Source organism: Streptomyces cinnabarinus (genome assembly GCF_027270315.1).
Classification (GTDB): Bacteria; Actinomycetota; Actinomycetes; order Streptomycetales; family Streptomycetaceae; genus Streptomyces; species Streptomyces cinnabarinus.
The window spans coordinates 7,870,453-7,888,951 of record NZ_CP114413.1; the positions used below are offsets into that span (position 1 = coordinate 7,870,453).

The following is an 18,499-nucleotide window of genomic DNA, read 5'->3' on the forward strand; positions in this document are numbered from 1 at the left end:
AACGGAGTCAGTGCATGACCCACAGCTACGACGCGGATGTCGCGATCGTCGGATACGGCCCGACCGGTGTGATCGCCGCCCTCACCCTCGCCCGCAACGGCGTCAGTGCCCTCGCCCTGGAGCGGGACAAGGACCTCTACCCCCGGGCCCGAGCCGTCACCGTCAACGACTGGACGATGCGGATCTTCCAGGACCTCGGCGTCGACGAGCGCGTCGAGAAGAAGATCGACCCGCAGCGGGCGCTGCGCTGGATGACGTACGACGGCACGGAGATCATGCGGATCGAGCACCCGCCGTCCACGCTCGGCCGCAAGCCGCGCTTCTACAACATCTACCAGCCGACCATGGAGGCCGAACTCCGCGCGGCCGCCGAGGAGTCGGGCGACCGGATCAGCGTCCGGTACGGCGCCGAGGTCACCGACATCGAGCAGGACGCCGACGGCGTCACCCTCACCACGACCGACACCGGGACCGGCGAGACCCGCACGGTCCGGGCCCTGTACGCGATCGCCGCCGACGGCGGCTCCAGCCCCACCCGCGGCCGGATCGGCTGGATCGCCGCCGACGGCGGCTCCAGCCCCACCCGCGGCCGGATCGGCTGCCAACTGGACGGCGACACCAACCACGTCACCTGGGTGGTCGTCGACTGCCGCGTCAAGCGCTGGTGGCCCGACCGCGACTTCCTGACCTTCTGGTCCGACAAGGAGCGCCCGGTCGTCGACATCGCCCTGTCCGCGGGCAACCACCGCTGGGAGATCCCCCTCAAGCCCGACGAGAGCCCCGAGGACTACCCGACCAGCACCGAGGTGTGGCCGCTGCTCAAGGCGCTCGGGGTGACCGAGGACGACGTGGAGATCCACCAGCACGCCTTCTACCGGCACCACGTCCGGATGGCCGACACCTGGCGCCAGGGCCGGGTCTTCCTGGCAGGCGACGCGGCCCACCTGATGCCGCCGTGGGCCGGTGCCGGGATGCAGACCGGCATGCGCGACGCCCACGACCTGGGCTGGAAGCTCGCCCGCGTCATCAGGGGCGAGCTGCCCGAGAGGTGGCTGGACACCTACGAGGCCGAACGGCGCCCCAACGCCGCCTTCTACACCGGCCTCGCGATCGGCCTCGGCCGGGTCATCAAGCGGGAGGCCTCCGAGGAGGAGCAGGCCGCGATGAACGCGGTGCCCGAGAACACGGTCACCCCCTACGAACCGCCGCTGACCGCCCCGCCCGTGCTGGCGGCAGGCTGGCTGCGCGGCCCGCTCGGCGACGCCAGCATTGTCGGCCGGATGGTGCCGCAGCCCACCGTCGGCGACACCGCCGGCCGGATGGCCCTGCTCGACCACCTCCTCGGCCCCGGCTTCGTCCTGCTCGGCGACGACATCGACCCCGCGACCCTGCTCACACCCGAGGAGAAGGCCGACTGGGACGCGCTCGGCGCCCGCTACGTCGCCGTACGCCCGAAGACCGCGTACACGCGGGGCCCGGACGAACTCGTCGACCTCGACGAGTCGTTGCTGCCCTGGCTGCGCCGCTACGGCGCCCGCGCCGTGGCCCTGCGCCCCGACCGGTTCGTCGCCGCCGCCGACATCAGCGGCCTCGCCGCGCCCACCCTCTGAGAGAAGGAGTCACACAGATGTCCGGAGTCAAGGAACTCGGATACGTCGTCTACGAGGTCAGCTCCCTCACCGACTGGGAACACTTCGGCGTCGACCTGCTGGGCATGCGGTACGGCGAGCGGACCGCCGACGGATTCACCCTGCGCACCGACGAGAAGGCCCACCGCTGGGTCGTCACCGAGGGCCCCGCCGACGACCTGGTCGCCACCGGCTACGAGGTCTCCGACGCCGCCGCCCTGGACGCGCTCGTCGCGAAACTGCGTGCCGCCGACGTCGAGGTGACCGAGGGCGACGACGCGCTGGCCGCCGCCCGCAAGGTCGAGCGGATCTTCGTCACCGCCGACCCGATGGGCAACCGCGTCGAACTGGTCACCGGACTGGCCGACGCCGCCACCCCGTTCGAGTCCGCGAAGCTGCTCGGCGGCTTCGTCACCGGCGCCGGCGGCGCGGGACACCAGGTCCTGCTCGCCCACGGCGTCTCCCGCGAGACCTACCTCGGCTTCTACCTCGACCTGCTCGGCTTCAGGATCAGCGACATCATCGTCGAGGAGCTCGCCCCGGGCATCGTCGCCGACCTGATCTTCCTGCACTGCAACGGCCGCCACCACACCGTGGCCTTCGGCGACCTGCCCTCTCCGAAGAAGACCCACCACTTCATGGTCGAGGTCACCGACATCCGCGACGTCGGCCTCGCCTACGACCGCTGCATGGACGCCAAGCAGCCCTTCGAGATGACCCTCGGCATGCACCCCAACGACCAGATGTTCAGCTTCTACGTCTTCACCCCCTCGGGCTTCAGCATCGAGTACGGCTGGGGCGGACTGATCATCGACGACGAGACCTGGGAGGTGCAGACGCTCGACAAACTGCACAGCTGGGGCCACCGCCCGCCGGGCGTCGTCGCCGACCTGCTCGCCGCCGCCCCCGCCCCGCACGGAGAGGCCCACTGATGACCCTCGACCCGAACACCCTCGCCCGCACCGTCACGACCCGGGACTGGAAGCTCCGCTACTACGAGGCGGGCTCCGGCCACCCCGTCGTCCTGCTGCACGGCAGCGGCCCCGGCGCGACCGGCTGGAGCAACTTCGCCGCGAACATCGAGGCACTGGCCGAGCACTTCCATGTGTACGCCGTCGACATGCCCGGCTGGGGCGAGTCGTCCCCGGCCACCGTCGACCGGCTCGACCACGTCACGGCGGCCGTCCAGTTCCTTGACGCCCTCGGCATCGACAAGGCCGCCTTCGTCGGCAACTCGATGGGCGGCCAGACCTCCCTGCGGCTGGCCACCGAGCACCCCGACCGCATCTCCCACCTGATCACCATGGGCCCGCCGGTCGGCCGCATGCCCACCCTCTTCGGGCCCGGCGGCGGCCCCTCCGAGGGCCTCAAGGTGCTGATCGAGGCCTACCACGACGCCAGCCCGGAGAACATGCGCCGCCTCGTCGAGATCATGGTCTACGACAAGGCCCGCTTCGCCACCCCCGAACTGTGCCGGGCCCGCTCGGACGCCGCGCTCGCCCGCCCGGACCACTTGCGCAACTACGTCGACGGCCTGCCCCAGGGCGCACCCCTGCCCAAGTGGGTCAAGCCCGAACTGCTCCCGGCCATCCAGGTGCCCACCCTGCTCATCCACGGCCGCGACGACCGCGTCGTCTCGTACGAGACCTCGCTGTTCCTTCTCGCGAACATCCCGAACAGCCGGCTGGTGGTGCTCAACCACTGCGGTCACTGGGCGATGATCGAGCACGCCGACGAGTTCAACCGGTTGGTCGTAGACTTCGTCACGAACAACTGACCTGCGGTTACTGAGGGTTCCCGGGGCCACCCCACCCGTTCAACAACCGCACATCCGCTCTCCTGGCACAGGTCACGCGCGCGCCAACCGGCGTCGGAAGAACTGGGGTTGTCCCCGACATCGCCGCACCGGCGCCCGTGACCAGGAGAGAGCCATGACCGGCGTTTCCACCCTCGACCGCCCCCCGCAGCCCGCGGCGCCCACCCGCTACACCGTCACGCTCGCCCGCACCGAGGACGACGTACGGGCCGCGCAGCGGCTGCGGCACGACGTGTTCGCCGGAGAGATGGGCGCCCTGCTGACCACCCCGCAGCCCGGGCACGACATCGACGCCTTCGACGCGTACTGCGACCACCTGCTGGTCCGCGACACCGTCACCGACCAGGTAGTCGGCACCTACCGGCTGCTGCCCCCGGACCGGGCCGCGGTCGCCGGGCGGCTGTACTCGGAGGGCGAGTTCGACCTCTCCCCGCTCGACCCGATCCGCCCCGGCCTGGTCGAGGTCGGCCGCTCCTGTGTCCACCCCGACCACCGGGACGGCGCCGTCATCGGACTGATCTGGGCCGGCATCGCCCGCTACATGGTCGACAACGGCCACGAGTGGCTGGCCGGCTGCTGCTCCATCCCGCTCGCCGACGGCGGCGCCCTCGCGGCCGGCACCTGGGACCGGGTGCGGGACAAGCACCTGGCGCCCGAGGAGTACCGGGTGCGCCCGCTGCACCCCTGGAACCCGGAGGGCGTCGCCCGTCCCGAGGGCCGCACCGAACTGCCTCCGCTGCTGCGCGGCTACCTCCGGCTCGGCGCCTGGGTGTGCGCGGAGCCCGCCCACGACCCGGACTTCGGGGTCGCCGACCTGTACGTGCTGCTGTCGATGCGCCGGGTCAACCCGCGCTATCTGAAGCACTTCCTCTCACTCGTCCCGGCCTGATGAGCCTGCTGCGCACGGTGCCCGTCGGCGGACGGGCGCTGACCCACCGGCGGGCGCGCCGGGCGGCCACCGCCGCGGTGCCCCGCCCGATCGTGCCGACCAGTGCCTGGCTGCCCACCGCGCCCTGCTCCCCGCAGGTGTGCGTCGCCTCCGCCCGCTCCCTGGCGGACGTGCCGCGCGCGGTGCTGCGGCTGGCGGCACTGCTGGTGACGCTGCTGATGGGTGTCGGTCTGCTGCCGGTGTTCGGTCTCGTTCCCGTCTCCCGTCGGAACGCGCTGATCCGCGGGTGGAGCCGGGCCGTGGTCCGGGCCGCCGGGGTGCGGGTCCGGATCACCGGTACGGCGGCGCCCACCGGGGGTCTGCTCCTGGTCGCCAACCACATCTCCTGGCTGGACATCCCGCTGCTCGCGGCGGTGCGTCCGGCCCGGATGCTGGCCAAGGCGGAGATCCGGCGGTGGCCGGTGGCGGGCGGGCTGACCGCGTGCAGCGGTGCCTTCTTCATCGAGCGGGACCGGCTGCGGGCGCTGCCCGACACGGTCGCCCGGATCGCCGGGGCCCTGCGCTCCGGTGCCGCGGTGGTCGCCTTCCCCGAGGGCAGCACCTGGTGCGGCCGGGCCCAGGGACGTTTCCGGCGGGCGGTGTTCCAGGCCGCGCTGGACGCGGGTGTACCCGTCCAACCGGTGCGGCTGCACTACCGGTTCGACGGGGGGCCTGCGTCCACGGCGCCCGCGTTCGTCGGCGAGGATTCTCTGCTCGCCTCTCTGTGGCGCGTGGTTACGGCCCGCCGCCTGGTTGCCGAGGTTGAAGTGCGTCGTCCGATCCCGGCGGATGCCCATCCCGACCGCCGTGCTTTGGCCCACGCGGCCGAGCTTGGGCCGACGGGAGGGGAACTGGCTTGGGCGCACGTGGCGTTGGCGACGGAACGGATGCCTTAACCGTGTGACACCGCGCGGGCGAGGTACGCAGCCGTAGCGCTGCCCTTCGCCCGCGCGACCTCCCCCGGCGGCCCCGCCGCCACGATCCGTCCGCCCGCGTCGCCGCCCCCCGGCCCCAGGTCGATCACCCAGTCCGCGCCTGCCACCACCGACATGTCGTGCTCGACGACGATCACGGTGTGGCCGGAGTCGACGAGGCCGTGGAGTTGGCGGAGGAGGACCTCGACGTCGGACGGGTGGAGGCCGGTGGTCGGTTCGTCTAGGAGGTAGAGGGTGTGGCCGCGCCGGCCGCGCTGGAGTTCACTGGCCAGCTTGATGCGCTGGGCCTCGCCGCCGGACAGCTCCGTGGCGGGCTGGCCGAGGCGGAGATAGCCGAGGCCGACGTCCAGGAGGGTGCCGAGGCTGCGGGCCACCGCCGGAGTGTCCGCGAAGAAGTCCGCCGCCGCCTCCACCGTGAGGTCCAGCACCTGCGCGATGTTCCGCCCCCGGTACGTCACTTCGAGCGTCCCGGGGTTGTAGCGGTCGCCCCCGCAGTCCGGGCACGGCGCGTAGGTGCTCGGCAGGAACAGCAGCTCCACGCTGACGAACCCCTCGCCCTGGCAGGTCTCGCAGCGCCCTCCGGCCACGTTGAAGGAGAAGCGGCCGACGCCGTAACCCCGGTCCCGGGCCTGGTCCGTGGCCGCGAACGCCTTGCGGACGACGTCGAACAGGCCTGTGTACGTGGCGAGGTTGGAGCGCGGGGTGCGGCCGATCGGCTTCTGGTCGACGCGGACCAGTCGGCCGACGCCCGACAGCTCCTCCGTGATCTCGCCGATGAGCGTGGACTTCCCCGACCCCGAGACCCCGGTGACCGCTGTGAACACCCCGAGCGGGAACTCGGCGGTCACCGCGCGCAGGTTGTGCCGGGTGATGGGGCCGATCTTCAACTGCCCGGCGGGGGCGCGCACTTCGCGTACCGGCGCCGGGGAGCCGTTGAAGAGGAAACGGGCCGTCGCCGACTCCGGCACCGCGGCGAGCCCCTCCGGCGGTCCGCTGTACAGCACCTGCCCGCCGTGGTCGCCAGCGCGTGGGCCCACGTCGACGAGCCAGTCGGCGCCGCGCATCACGTCCAGATGGTGCTCCACCACGAACACCGAGTTCCCGGCCGCCTTCAGCCGCTCCAGCACGGCCAGCAGGGCCTCCGTGTCCGCGGGGTGCAGTCCGGCGGACGGTTCGTCCAGGACGTAGACGACGCCGAAGAGCCCGGAGCGCAGCTGGGTGGCGAGGCGGAGGCGTTGCAGCTCGCCCGCCGAGAGGGTGGGGGTGGCGCGGTCGAGGCTGAGGTAGCCGAGGCCGAGTTCGACGACCGGGCCGATCCGGGACCTGAGATCCTCGGTGAGCACCCGGGCCGTCTCCGAGGTGCCGTGGAGCGTGTCGGCCAGCTCCAGCAGCGGAAGCGCGGCCAGTTCGGCGATCGTCCGGCCCGCGAAGGTCACCGCGAGTGCCTCGGGACGCAGCCTGCCGCCCCCGCACGCCGGGCAGGGCGTACGGGCCAGGAACCGTTCCGCCTTCGTGCGCAGGGTCGCGCTCTTGGAGTCGGAGAACGTCTTCAGCACATACCGCCGGGCACTCATGTACGTGCCCTGGTACGGCCGTTGGATGCGGTCCGCGTCCCGCACGGGATGGACCGTCACGACCGGCTGCTCGTCGGTGAACAGGATCCACTCCCGCTGCTCCGCGGGCAGTTCGCGCCAGGGCCGCTCCACGTCGTACCCGAGCGCGTCGAGGATGTCGCGCAGGTTCTTGCCCTGCCAGGCCCCGGGCCATGCGGCGATCGCGCCGTCCCGGATCGACAGTTCGGGGTCGGGGACCAGCAACTCCTCGGTCGTACCGTGGACCTTGCCGAGGCCATGGCACTGAGGGCAGGCTCCGGCCGCCGTGTTGGGCGAGAAGGCGTCCGAGTCGAGCCGTTCGGCGCCCGGCGGGTAGTCGCCCGCGCGGGAGTACAGCATGCGCAGGGAGTTGGAGAGGTTGGTGACCGTGCCGACCGAGGAGCGCGAGCCGGGGGCCGAGCGGCGCTGCTGGAGCGAGACCGCGGGCGGCAGACCGGTGATCTCCCCGACCTTCGGCGCGCCCACCTGGTGGATCAGTCTGCGCGCGTACGGCGCCACCGACTCGAAGTAGCGGCGCTGCGCCTCGGCGTAGACCGTGCCGAAGGCGAGCGAGGACTTCCCCGAGCCGGAGACCCCGGTGAACACGGCCAGCACGTCCCGGGGGATGTCGACGTCCACGCCCCGGAGATTGTGCTCGCGGGCGCCCCGGACACGGACGTACGGGTCGTGGGCGTCGTGCATGGGGAGGGCTCCGTACGGGATGGGGCGATCGGGCAGGGGACAAACCACGCGATTCTATGCGACCGGCCCAGACTGGATCAGACCAGCCCGGCTACGGCCCGAACGTCCATACGTTCCCCACCGGCCGTCCGTCCCTCCGCAGCACCGTACCGAGCAGCTCGGTGAGCTCCTCCTCGACCTCGGCGACCAGCTCCGCGCCGAAGACGCACAGCGACTCCTCCCGGAAGTTGCCGTACGTGCCCATGCGCAGGTCTCCGCTGACCTGGATGACGTTCTCGTCGGTGAGGTAGGAGTAGCCCGGCCACGGGGGCTGGCCCGGACCGCCCACCCGGGTCGGGTCGCAGACCGTGCCGTTGATGTACCACTTGAGCCGGTACAGCCGGTCCCCGCGACGGCCGCATGCCTTGAGCCCGCGGGCGATGGCCGCCTCCACCCGGCGCAGCAGCGGGTCGCGCCAGTGCTCGACGGCCTCCATGTGCCAGGTGACCGAGCCGGGCGGCTCGGCGATGCCGTCGTAGGCGGTCTCGTAGGTGACCTCGAACCGCTTCTCGAAGCGCTGCCAGATCTCGTCGTGCTCGGGGTCGGAGAACAACTGCTTCGAAGGGCGCTCGCGGGCGGGCTCCCCGGGCGGCGCCCAGCGGTAGGTGGTGACCTCGGCGATCTCCTGGAACCCGGCCGCCAGATGGACGGGGACGAGATCCCCGCTCGCCTCGGCCACCACGTAACGCGCAGACGGCCGCGACCACACTCGCCGGCCCGCCCACGCGGCCGCCGCGTGCAGCAGCTCGGGCCGCGGCCCGCTGATCGCGCCGATCGAGGAGAAGTCCGTGCCGTGGACTTTCTCCAGCCAGACCAGATCCAGCAGGCGGTGGTGGTCCCACAGCGACAGGACGTCCATGTCGAACTCCAGCTCGGACACCGGCCGACGCTGCTCGGGCGCCGCCTCGGCGAGCCGGCGGATCCGCTCCTGATCCTTGGGCGGGAGTCCTGCCCAGTACGTCCGCAGTTCCACGTCCGTCGTGGGCACGTCCGCGACGTCGGCCATCAGCAGGGAGCGTGGGGTCCCCGTGGTGAAGCCCGCGTCGAGCAGGGCTTGGGCGAGGCGAGGCCCGTCGTGCGAGTACGCCTTCCAGGTCACCGGCTCCACGCGCTCGGCGAAGTCCTCTTGACTCCGGCGGACCAGAACGGCGAGGTCCTCGACCTCGGAAAGGCCACCGTGGTCCACGACCCCGTGGGTGCCGTAGTGGACGCGCACCAAGGGCCCGTCCCGCTCGGCGACCACGCCGAACACCTCGGGCACGCGTCCGCGTATCTGTGTGTCGTACATCGCCCACAACGCCGAGGCGTCAGCGGTCACTCAGGAGCCCCCAGGGTTCACTTCACGATCCCGGCCAGCCGCCGGTACGAGTCCAGCAGTGACCTACGGTCATAGGTGCTGGTCGTGACGAGGATCTCCTGGGCGCCCGTCTCCTTCAACAGGATTTCCAGCTCGTCCGCCACCTGCTCCTCGGTGCCCGCGATGTGCCCGGTGAGTCCGCCCTCGTAGAAGCCGCGCTCCTTGGCGGTCATGGTGAGTGCCTCGACGCGCTCGGCGGGCGGCAGCGGCGGGAAGGTGCCGTGGGTGCGGGAGTACGCCATCGACCAGGCCTCGGGGATGAGCAGCCGTCGGGCCTCCTCGGGGGTGGCGGCCACGGCGACGGTGCCGGAGATGACGACATACGGTTCCGCGGCCCAGGGGGAGGGGCGGAAGTTCGCGCGGTAGTGATCGATGCCGTGCTGCATCCTGGGGCGGTTCCTGAGGTCGCCGATGACCATCGGCAGGCCCGCGCGGGCCGCGATCGCGGCGCCCTCGCCCATAGCGAGCACGAAGGGCGGCACGGTCAGGCCCTCGCTGGGCCGGGCGTGCACCCCGGTGGGCGAGGTGCCCCGGAACCAGCCCAGCAGTTCGTCGAGCTGCCCGGCGAAGTCGTCGGCTACGTCCTTGTCCCGGCCCAGCGCCCGGCGCACCCCGTCGGTGAAGCCGACGGAACGGCCGAGGCCCATGTCGATCCGGCCGGGGAAGAGGGACTCCAGTACCCCGAACTGCTCGGCGACGACGAGGGGTTGGTGGTTGGGCAGCATCACGCCGCCGGTGCCCACCCGGATCGTTCGGGTGGCCGAGGCGACGGCGGCCGCCAGTACCGTCGGAGCGGAACCGGCGACGCCGGGCACCCCGTGGTGCTCCGAGACCCAGAACCGGTGGTAGCCGAGCCCTTCCAGCTCCCGCGCCAGCGCGACGGTGTCCCGCAGCGCCTCGCCGTTCGAGTGCCCCTCGCGGGTGCGGGAGCGGTCGAGGACGGAGAAGCGGGCCTGCGCGGTCACGGAACTCATGACTGGTTCAACACCCGGCGGCCCGCAGGATTCCTCACGGCACGATGTTGTGGTTCAGACGGAACAGGTTCTCCGGGTCGTAGCGCCGCTTCAGGCCGGTCAGGCGGGCGTGGTTGTCGCGGTAGTTGGCCTGGACGCGGTCCTGGTCGTCGCCGTCCATGAAGTTGACGTAGCCGCCCTCCATGGAGTGCGGTGCCAGCGCCCCGTGGAAGGCGCGCACCCAGGGCTTCTGGGCCTCGCACTCCTCGCGGGTGGTCAGGGTGGGGCTGAGCGCGATCGAGTAGTCGGCGTCCCGGTAGGAGAAGGCGGTGTCCTGGGGCGCGACCCGGTGGCAGGCGCCGTCGATGGGGAAGACGACGGTCACGCTCTGGATGGACGGGGTGCCGGCGCCGTACTCGACGAGGGCGTCGATCGCGCCGTCCGGCATGCCCTGGGTGAAGGCGCCCTTCCAGTAGTGGTGGAGCCCGGCGGGCACCAGGTCGTCGAAGAGGGTGTTGATCACCGGGTACGGCATGCGCTCCAGGAGCCGGCCCAGCACCGGTCCCAGGGACGCGATCCGGTCCCGGATCCGGTCGTCCTCCTCCTCGGGCCCGGTCCAGCAGGTGACGACGCCGCAGAGCGGGCGCCCGTGCCAGCGTTCGGGCAGGAACGGCAGCGGCGGTCCGAGTCCGACCACGAACAGGGCGCCGAGCCGCTCGTCCGCCTCGGCGATCAGCTCCCGGTACCGGCGGATCACGTCGCCGTCGAGCGGGAAGAAGGTGGGCCCGCCGAGGATGTCGGCGACGGGGTGCAGCCGGTACGCGAAGGACGTGACGACGCCGAAGTTCCCGCCGCCCCCGCGCACCGCCCACATGAGGTCGCTGTGCTGCTGGTCCGTGCAGGTCAGGAAGGATCCGTCGGCCGTGACCAGGTCGACCGAGACCAGGTTGTCGCAGGCCAGGCCGTAGCGGCGGGCCAGGTATCCCATGCCGCCGCCCGTGGTCAGGCCGCCCACGCCGGTGCTGGAGACGACGCCGCCGGTCGTGGCGAGGCCGAAGGCGTGCGTGGCGTGGTTGACGTCGGCCCAGGTGCAGCCGCCCTCCACCCACGCCGTGCGGGCCTGGGGATCGACGCGGATGCCGCGCATCCGGCCGAGGTCGAGGACGACACCGTCGTCGCAGGTGCCGTAGCCGGGGACGCTGTGGCTGCCGCCCCGTACGGCCAGCGGCAGGTGCTGCTCGCGGGCGAAGTCCACGGTGGCGATGACGTCTCCCGTGTCCACGGCCCTGACGACGAGTGCGGGGCGCCGGTCGTGCATGGCGTTGTAGACCTTGCGCGCCTCGTCGTAGTCGGGCTCACCGGGCCGGACGAGGTCGCCGCGCACGGCTCCGCGCAGCCGGTCCAGAAGCTGGTCGTCCAGGGTGGAGGTGTAGGTGGCCATGACCCTCACCGGCTCTCCGTGTCTTGGTGTCGGGGGAGGGGTGCACCACCGGTCTACGCCTGGGTGCCGGGCGGCCTCATCGCCGTAACGGCCCATCTCGGGGTGGCGCGCATGGGCAGAACGGCCCATGCGCGGGTCACGCCAGGCCGTGTGTGCAGGCGTACGCCGTGGCCGCCGCCCGGGAGGACACGTCGAGCTTGGCGAAGATGTTGTTCAGGTGCCGGGCGACGGTGTGCTCGCTGATCACCAGTTCCGCGGCGACGGCCCGGTTGGTGTGGCCCGCGGCGACCAGCCGCAGCACCTGGATCTCGCGTTCGGTGAGCCCGCCGGGCTGCCGCCTGCGCACATCGGCGAGCAGGGCCGCCGCCCGGCGCTCGTCGGGTGCCGCGCCGAGCCGCCGGAAGGTCTGCTCGGCGGCCCGCAGCTCCATCCGGGCGCCCTCGTCGTCCCCGACGGCGCGGTCGGCGGCGGCCAGCGTCATCCGCACCTGGGCCGCCTCGTAGGGGACGTCCAGCGCCAGCCAGAGCGTCAGCGCGTGGCGCAGCAGCGGCAGCGCACGGTCCGGGTGACGGGCCGCGAACGCCACCGCGCCGGCCGCCGCCGCGGCTGCCGCGTGCAGCACGGTCGTCTCCGAGCGGCGCCGCCGCTGCCACTGCTGGGCCAGGGTGTGCAGCTCCCCGGTCGCCGAGCGCGCCGCGTCGAGCCGGCCGAGCGCGAGGGCGATCTCGACCTGGGCCACGAGCAGCCGGCAGCGCCCGAGCGGCTCGGTGTCCTCGTGGTCCGCCAGGGCCAGGTTCAGGGCGGTCGCCGAGGCCTCGGCCTTGCCCTGGGCGAGCCGCAGCAGGGCCAGACCGGGCTGCGGGTCGCGGCCGTACTCGTGCGCGCGGTCGTAGGACTGCTCGGCCGCGGCCAGATTCCCGCGCCGCCGCTGGATCTGCCCGATCACATAGAACGCCTCGGCGGCCATCCGCCGCTCGTACGGCAGCAGTTCCTCGACGGTCCGCGCGGCCTCGGTGAGGGCCTCGGCCCAGTCGCCGCGCAGCTCCAGCACCTCCGCCCGGTGCACCCGGCACAGCCCGCGGAAGTTGTTCTCCGCGGGCATCGCCGCGCACCAGCGCATGGCCGCGTCCGTCCACTCGGCGGCGCGGCCGAGGTCGACGCAGGCCATGGACTGCTGAAGGCCCAGGCAGTAGACCCACCCGGTGAAGAAGGAGGTCAGCTCGCCGGCCATGGCCGAGCACATCGCGTCGTCCAGCAGGTCGAGCCCGTCGCCGACCCTGCCCTGCGCCACCAGGACACCGGCCTGCGCCTGCACGCCCAGGGCGGTCAGGTCAGGGCTGCCGCAGCGCCGGGCGATCGCGGCCATCCGCCGGGCCGAGACCATCGCCTCCTCGAACGCCCCGCGCGCCTGCGCCTCCTCGGCGTCGATCCAGACCAGGTAGCACTGCTCCACGCACTCCGGCTCGTCCCGCAGCTGCCGCCGGGCCCGGCGCAGCCAGCCCGCCGCCAGCGCCGAGCGCCCGGCCAGCTGGTGCTCGTAGAAGAGCAGCCAGGCCATGTGTCCCGCCCGTCGGGCATCGCCGGCCGCCACAAACCCGGCGTAGGCCCGCATGCGATGCACGATCGACTCGTCGATCCGGCTGCGCCACCAGGCGGCGTCGGCGAACGCGGCGCAGTCGTCCGGGGTGAGCCGCGCGGTGTCCACACCACTCAGCAGCCGGTACGCGTGGGCCCAGTCCTCCCGGGCCGCGGCGTCCCGGGCACCGCGCAGGGCGTCCGCCGCTGAGTCGGTCATCCGCTCGGTCACCCGCGGCTCCCTTCTCGCGCACTGCGAGAGCAGGCCGGCCTGTTGTCCAGGATAGGCGGCGGGGCCCCGTGGGAGCCCCGGTGTGCCGCCGCCGGTTCAGCGGCTGGCGGCGAGGGCCGCGAGGACGGCGTGGGTGAGGCGGGAGACATAGGCGTCGTCGGTGGGGCCGCCCACCGCGAGCATCCTGAAGTACAGCGGGGCGCCGAAGAGGTCGACGGCCAGGCCCATGTCGATGTCGCCGGGCAGTTCGGCGCGGTCCACCGCCTGGCGCAGCAGGGTCGCCACCGCCGCGCGCCGGGGGGCGAGGACCGCCTCGTGGAGCGCGTCGCGCAGGGACGGGTTGCGGGCCGACTCGGCCACCAGATCGGGGACGATCCGGCCGACGAGCGGGTGGTGCAGGTCGGCCATGGTGTTCCGGACGAAGCGTTCGACGTCGTCGTGCAGGGAACCGGAGCCGGCCGTCTCGGGAAGGTGTGCGGCGGCGGCCTCGGAGACCAGCTCCACCACCATGGCCTCCTTGGCGGGCCAGCGGCGGTAGAGGGCTGCCTTGCCGACGCGGGCCCGGCGGGTGACGGCCTCCATCGACATCCGGGCGTACCCGGTCTCGGCCAGTTCCTCGAACACGGCGCGCCTGATCGTCTCGGTCACGGATTCCCGCAGCACCGCCGAGCCGGTGGGCCCGCGGTCGAGTGCGCTCCTGCTGGTCGGCTCCACGGCGCGAGATTAACACCGGACGGAACGGTTGCGTTCCGTCCGGGTCGGGAGTACGTTCCGGGCCGAGACGGAACGGCTCTGTTCCGTTCCGTAGGGGGAGAGGGGGCCCGGTGAGGCCGCGCATGACCCTGGAAGCCGAGACCCGGTCGGCGGAGGCGGACGGGACCCGGCGCCGGGCCCGCACCGTCCTGGCCGTGCTGGCCCTCTTCATCGTGATCAACGCCGCCGACAAGGCCGTGCTCGGACTGACCGCGGGCCCCATCAAGGACGAACTACACCTGACGGCCACCGAGTTCGGGACCATAGCCAGCAGCTTCTATCTGCTGTTCAGCCTCTCCGCCGTCTCGGTCGGCTTCCTCGGCGACCGTATCCGCCCCCGGCCCCTGCTCGCCGTGCTCGCCCTGGTCTGGGCGGCGGCGCAACTGCCGATCCTCCTCCCCGCCGCCGGATTCGGCGCGCTCGTCGCCACCCGGGTGATGCTGGGTGCGGGTGAGGGGCCGGGCTATCCGCTGGCCAACTACACGGCCTTCACCTGGTACCCGGAGAAGCGGCGCGCGCTGCCGTCGGCCGTCGTGGTCGCGGGCGGCGCGGGCGGCACCGTCCTGGCCGCTCCGCTGGTCGTCCTGGTCAGTGAAACCCTCGGCTGGCGGGCCGCGTTCGGAGCGCTCGGCGCCGTGGGTCTGCTGTGGACCGCGCTCTGGCTGCGGCTCGGCGGCAGCGGGCCGTACACCGCCCGGCTCGGCCCCGCGGACGAACCGTCGGAAGCGGAGTACGACGCGGCGAACGACTCGGTGCCCTTCTGGCGCATCGTCACCACCGGTACCTGGCTGGGGGCCACCCTCTCCACCTTCGCGGTGCTGTGGACGCTCGCCCTCGGCTTCGCCTGGGTGCCGCTCTACCTGGAGGAACAGGCCGGGTTCAGCGACGCGGAGATCAGCGGCATCGTCGGCCTGCCTGCCCTGTCGATGGCCGTGCTGGTGCTCTGCGCCGGGGCTCTCGCGCACCGGCTCCTGCGGCGCGGGGTGTCCGCACGGATCGCCCAGGGACTGCTGGGCGCGCTGCTGCCGCTGCTCGCCGGAGTGTGCCTGCTCCTGATGACCCGGGTCCCCGCCGCCGCCCTGCTGCCCCTGCTGGTGGTGGCGTTCTCCGCGGGCAACGGCCAGACCCCGCTGACCAACGCGGCGATCGCGGACATCTGCCCGCCCGCCCGGCGCAGCGCGGCCCTCGGACTGTCGTACGCCCTCGCCGCCCTGTCCAGCCTGATCGCCCCCTACGTCACCGGGCGGATCATCGACGCGGCGCCGAACGAGGCCACCGGCTACGACCGGGCCTTCGACCTGACCGCCTGGCTGCTGATCGCCGGGGCCGTGCTGTCGGCGCTCCTGATCCGGCCCGACCGTGACGCCCGGGGCCACGGTCGCAAGACGCCCGCGTCCACCACCCAGGCAGAGCCCTCAGCGAAGGAGTGACCCCCCGATGCACGTAGACATCGCCGTCGTCGAAGGGGCCCGGACCCCGATCGGCCGGTACAAGGGAGCACTGGGCGGCATCCCCGCCCACCGTCTCGCCGCCCTCGTGATCCAGGCGGCGATCGCCCGCGGCGGGACGGAACCCGCCGCCGTGGGCGAGGTCGTCCTCGGCTGCGTGGGCCAGGTCGGCCCGGACGCCTTCAACGCCCGCCGGGCGACCCTGGCCGCCGGACTGCCCGTGCGGACCACCGCGCACAACGTCAACCGCCTGTGCGGATCGGGTCTTCAGGCCGTCTGGTCGGCCGCGCAGAGCCTCACCGTCGGCGCGGTGGACGTCGTCGTGGCCGGCGGCAACGAGTCGATGACCCGTCAGCCCACGCTGGACTACAGCGAGCGCGCCGCCGACGAAGTGCCCGGAGACCCCGTCATCGACGGCACCCTCTCCCTGCTCACCGACCCTTTCGGGAAGTACCCGATGGGCATGACGGGCGAGGTGGTGGCGGACCGGTACGGCATCTCGCGGCTGCGCCAGGACCGGTGGGCCGCCGAGAGCCAGCGCCGGGCCGCCGTCGCCGTCGACGAAGGGCGGTTCCGGGACCAGCTCGTCCCGGTCGCCACCCCGGCCGGACGCGTCGAGCGGGACGAACATCCCCGGCCCGGCACGACGGTGGAGAAACTGGCCGCCCTGACTCCCGTGTTCGCCCGGAACGGCACGATCACCGCCGGGAACTCCGCCGGCATCAACGACGGCGCCGCGGCAGTCCTGCTGATGAGGCCGGCCGGCCTCGACCCCGGCACCACGCCGCTGTGCCTGCTGCGCGACGCGGTGGTCAGGGCCGTGGAACCGGAGATCATGGGCATCGCCCCCACGGAGGCGATCCGCGCCCTGCTGCACCGGAGCGACCTCACCCTCGACGACATCGACGTGATCGAGCTCAACGAGGCCTTCGCGGCCCAGGTCCTCGCCGTCATGGACGCCCTCAAACTGGACCCGGACCGGGTCAATCCGAACGGTGGCGCGATCGCCCTCGGCCACCCCATCGGCGCCACCGGAGCGGTGCTGCTGCTCAAGGCGGCCCACGAACTGCGCCGCACCGGCGGCCGGTTCGCCGTCATCGCCATGTGCATCGGCGGCGGCCAGGGCATCGCCGCACTGATCGAGAACCCGGGTGCGGCGCGATGAGCGCGTACGCCTGGTACCCGGCCCGCGAGCACACCGAGCACAGCAACGTCGCGGCCTTCTGCCGGGCGCACGGCGTCGAGGGCGGCTACCGCGCCCTGCAAGCCCGGTCCGTCGCCGCCCCCGAGTGGTTCTGGGAGCGGGCTGTGCGGGACATCGGCATCGTCTGGCACGTGCCCCCGCGTCGCGTCCGCGACGACACCGGCGGCATCGCGCACACCCGCTGGTTCCCGGGCGGGCGCACCAACCTGGTGGACTCCTGCCTCGGCCGCCGGATACGGCAGGGGTGCGGCGCCGCCCCCGCACTGCGCTGGGAGCGCGAGGACGGGACGCGCGGAGTCCTCACCTACGGCGAAACGGCCACGCACAGTGCCCGGGTGGCGGGCGGGCTGCGCGAACTCGGGGTCACGGTCGGGGACCGGGTGGCCGCGTATCTGCCCCCGGGACCCGAGGCCTTCGTCCTGCTCTTCGCCTGCGCGCGCATCGGCGCGGTCCTGGTCCCGCTGTTCTCCGGATTCGGAGCCGAGGCGATCGCGGTGCGGCTAGCCGACGCAGAGCCCCGGGTCCTGGTGACCGCGGCGGCCTCCGTCCGGCACGGACGCCGCCACGACATGGAGACCGCCGCCCGCAAGGCCTTGGCGAAGGTGTCGTGCGTACAGCATCTCGTCGTCCTGGACGCGGCGAGCGAGTGCGGACCGGCCGGCACGACCTGGCAGGGGCTGACCGCCGCCGAGCCCGCCGGCACCGTCTCGCTCGCCGCCGACACCCCTTTCCTCCTGCTGCACACCTCCGGCACCACCGGTCGGCCCAAGGGCGCCGTGCACACGCACGGCGGCTTCCCGGCGCAAGTGGGCAGTGAGACGCGGTACAACCTCGACCTGCGGCCGGACGACGTCGTGTGGTGGGTGACCGACCCCGGCTGGATCATGTTCCCGCTCATCGCCGTCGGTGCCACCCTCGCCGGTGCCTGCGTCCTCGCGTACGAGGGTGCGATCGACCATCCGGACCCGACCCGCCTGTGGCGGCTGCTCGACGACCACGAGGTCACCGTGTTCGGCAGCTCGCCCAGCCTGGCCCGCACGCTGAGGGGACGCGACCCGCGGCACCCGCAGGCACCCGCCCGGCTGCGGATCCTCGGCTCCACCGGGGAACCGTGGACCGAGGAGGCGTGGCACTGGTACTTCGCCGAGTTCGGCGGCAAACGCTGCCCGGTGATCAACATCTGCGGCGGCACCGAGGTCGGCGGCTCCCTGCTCGCCTCCGCGCCCACCCTGCCCCAGTCGCCCTGCGGTTTCGCGGGCCCGTGCCTGGGCATCGACGCGGCCGTCGAGGACGCCGACGGTACCGAGCCGCCCGAAGGACAGGCCGGCGAACTGGTCGTACGACAGCCGTGGCCCGGCATGACCCGGGGGCTGTGGCGGGCTCACGAGCGGTTCACCGAGGCCTACTTCGAGCGGCGGCCGGGGCGCTGGTCGCACGGAGATCTCGTCTCCCGCACCGGCGAGGAGTGGTTCGTCCACGGGCGGCTCGACGACGTCATCAAGGTGGCCGGCAAACGCCTCGGACCCACCGAGGTCGAGGAGGCGGTCTTAGGCGACCCGGCCGTCGGCGAGGCCGCCGCGGTCGGCGTACCGCACCCGGTCAAGGGCGAGGCCCTGTGGTGCTTCGCGGTCCCGGCCGCCGGCCGGCCCCTCGCGGCGCCGGAACGCGAGCGGATCCGCGGGCGCGTCGCCGACGCGCTCGGCCCCGCGTTCCGGCCAAGCCGGGTGATCGCCGTGCCCCAACTGCCCAGGACCCGCAACGGCAAGGTGATGCGGCGCCTCATCCGCGACGTGGTCGCCGGCGAGGAACCGGGCGACCTGTCCACCCTCGTCAACCCCGAGAGCCTCGACGCCCTGCGCACCGCCGTACAGCAGACCCCGGACCACTGATGAGGGG

14 protein-coding genes are annotated in these 18,499 nt (G+C 72.9%); 8 read left to right on the forward strand and 6 right to left on the reverse strand.

All coding sequences use genetic code 11. From position 1 onward, the window contains the following. The first annotated feature begins 14 nt into the window (after window positions 1–14). From STRCI_RS35520 to STRCI_RS35540, 5 genes are all read left to right on the forward strand, one after another. On the forward strand, window positions 15–1,610 hold the full coding sequence (locus STRCI_RS35520) for a bifunctional 3-(3-hydroxy-phenyl)propionate/3-hydroxycinnamic acid hydroxylase (RefSeq protein WP_269663082.1): 1,596 nt from the start codon (window positions 15–17) through the stop codon (window positions 1,608–1,610). A 17-nt stretch (window positions 1,611–1,627) separates the two neighbouring features. Next, a complete protein-coding gene (locus STRCI_RS35525; protein ID WP_269663083.1) occupies window positions 1,628–2,560 on the forward strand; it encodes a VOC family protein in 933 nt (310 codons plus the stop codon). Next, window positions 2,560–3,405 carry an alpha/beta fold hydrolase gene (locus STRCI_RS35530; protein WP_269663084.1) on the forward strand — a complete coding sequence of 282 codons (846 nt, stop codon included), beginning with the start codon at window positions 2,560–2,562 and terminating at the stop codon, window positions 3,403–3,405. Before STRCI_RS35525 ends, STRCI_RS35530 begins: the two co-directional genes overlap by 1 nt. A 154-nt stretch (window positions 3,406–3,559) precedes the next feature. Further along, window positions 3,560–4,333 carry a GNAT family N-acetyltransferase gene (locus STRCI_RS35535; protein ID WP_269663085.1) on the forward strand — a complete coding sequence of 258 codons (774 nt, stop codon included), beginning with the start codon at window positions 3,560–3,562 and terminating at the stop codon, window positions 4,331–4,333. Next, complete coding sequence (locus STRCI_RS35540; protein WP_269663086.1) at window positions 4,333–5,268, forward strand: lysophospholipid acyltransferase family protein; 936 nt, start codon at window positions 4,333–4,335, stop codon at window positions 5,266–5,268. Before STRCI_RS35535 ends, STRCI_RS35540 begins: the two co-directional genes overlap by 1 nt. Here the strand turns inward: STRCI_RS35540 and STRCI_RS35545 are convergent. The 6 genes from STRCI_RS35545 to STRCI_RS35570 all read right to left on the reverse strand — a co-directional run bounded on the left by STRCI_RS35545 (window position 5,265) and on the right by STRCI_RS35570 (window position 13,912). Continuing rightward, complete coding sequence (locus tag STRCI_RS35545) at window positions 5,265–7,601, reverse strand: excinuclease ABC subunit UvrA (protein ID WP_269663087.1); 2,337 nt, start codon at window positions 7,599–7,601, stop codon at window positions 5,265–5,267. The genes STRCI_RS35540 and STRCI_RS35545 overlap by 4 nt on opposite strands. A 91-nt stretch (window positions 7,602–7,692) precedes the next feature. Continuing rightward, window positions 7,693–8,958 (reverse strand): DUF2716 domain-containing protein, encoded by a 1,266-nt coding sequence (locus STRCI_RS35550; protein WP_269663088.1) that lies wholly within the window; start codon window positions 8,956–8,958, stop codon window positions 7,693–7,695. Window positions 8,959–8,975: 17 nt separating this feature from the next. Next, window positions 8,976–9,971, reverse strand: coding sequence for an LLM class flavin-dependent oxidoreductase (locus tag STRCI_RS35555; protein WP_269663089.1), 996 nt, complete (start codon window positions 9,969–9,971; stop codon window positions 8,976–8,978). 34 nt (window positions 9,972–10,005) lie between these two features. Then, entirely contained in the window at window positions 10,006–11,391 is a 1,386-nt protein-coding gene (locus tag STRCI_RS35560; RefSeq protein WP_269663090.1) for an FAD-binding oxidoreductase, read from the reverse strand. A gap of 136 nt (window positions 11,392–11,527) precedes the next feature. Beyond that, window positions 11,528–13,198 (reverse strand): LuxR C-terminal-related transcriptional regulator, encoded by a 1,671-nt coding sequence (locus STRCI_RS35565; protein ID WP_418953402.1) that lies wholly within the window; start codon window positions 13,196–13,198, stop codon window positions 11,528–11,530. Window positions 13,199–13,294: 96 nt separating this feature from the next. Beyond that, window positions 13,295–13,912, reverse strand: a complete 618-nt coding sequence (locus tag STRCI_RS35570) for a TetR/AcrR family transcriptional regulator (RefSeq protein WP_269663091.1) — start codon at window positions 13,910–13,912, stop codon at window positions 13,295–13,297. Between the two features lie 122 nt (window positions 13,913–14,034). On the opposite strand from STRCI_RS35570, the gene STRCI_RS35575 reads away from it, so the two are divergent. From STRCI_RS35575 to STRCI_RS35585, 3 genes are read left to right on the forward strand one after another with little or no spacing between them, the layout of a single operon-like run. Further along, on the forward strand, window positions 14,035–15,381 hold the full coding sequence (locus STRCI_RS35575) for an MFS transporter (protein ID WP_269663092.1): 1,347 nt from the start codon (window positions 14,035–14,037) through the stop codon (window positions 15,379–15,381). A gap of 7 nt (window positions 15,382–15,388) precedes the next feature. Continuing rightward, complete coding sequence (locus STRCI_RS35580) at window positions 15,389–16,564, forward strand: thiolase family protein (protein WP_269663093.1); 1,176 nt, start codon at window positions 15,389–15,391, stop codon at window positions 16,562–16,564. Continuing rightward, the gene (locus tag STRCI_RS35585) at window positions 16,561–18,492 is read left to right on the forward strand and encodes an AMP-binding protein (RefSeq protein ID WP_269663094.1); all 1,932 of its coding nucleotides are present in this window, start codon (window positions 16,561–16,563) and stop codon (window positions 18,490–18,492) included. The genes STRCI_RS35580 and STRCI_RS35585 overlap by 4 nt, the downstream gene beginning before the upstream one ends. Window positions 18,493–18,499: the final 7 nt, after the last annotated feature.

Coding starts and splice junctions, on each gene's coding strand:
- STRCI_RS35520 (WP_269663082.1), top strand. CDS start 15: ATGACCCACAGCTACGACGCGGATGTCGCGATCGTCGGATACGGCCCG.
- STRCI_RS35525 (WP_269663083.1), top strand. CDS start 1,628: ATGTCCGGAGTCAAGGAACTCGGATACGTCGTCTACGAGGTCAGCTCC.
- STRCI_RS35530 (WP_269663084.1), top strand. CDS start 2,560: ATGACCCTCGACCCGAACACCCTCGCCCGCACCGTCACGACCCGGGAC.
- STRCI_RS35535 (WP_269663085.1), top strand. CDS start 3,560: ATGACCGGCGTTTCCACCCTCGACCGCCCCCCGCAGCCCGCGGCGCCC.
- STRCI_RS35540 (WP_269663086.1), top strand. CDS start 4,333: ATGAGCCTGCTGCGCACGGTGCCCGTCGGCGGACGGGCGCTGACCCAC.
- STRCI_RS35545 (WP_269663087.1), bottom strand. CDS start 7,601: ATGCACGACGCCCACGACCCGTACGTCCGTGTCCGGGGCGCCCGCGAG.
- STRCI_RS35555 (WP_269663089.1), bottom strand. CDS start 9,971: ATGAGTTCCGTGACCGCGCAGGCCCGCTTCTCCGTCCTCGACCGCTCC.
- STRCI_RS35560 (WP_269663090.1), bottom strand. CDS start 11,391: ATGGCCACCTACACCTCCACCCTGGACGACCAGCTTCTGGACCGGCTG.
- STRCI_RS35575 (WP_269663092.1), top strand. CDS start 14,035: ATGACCCTGGAAGCCGAGACCCGGTCGGCGGAGGCGGACGGGACCCGG.
- STRCI_RS35580 (WP_269663093.1), top strand. CDS start 15,389: ATGCACGTAGACATCGCCGTCGTCGAAGGGGCCCGGACCCCGATCGGC.
- STRCI_RS35585 (WP_269663094.1), top strand. CDS start 16,561: ATGAGCGCGTACGCCTGGTACCCGGCCCGCGAGCACACCGAGCACAGC.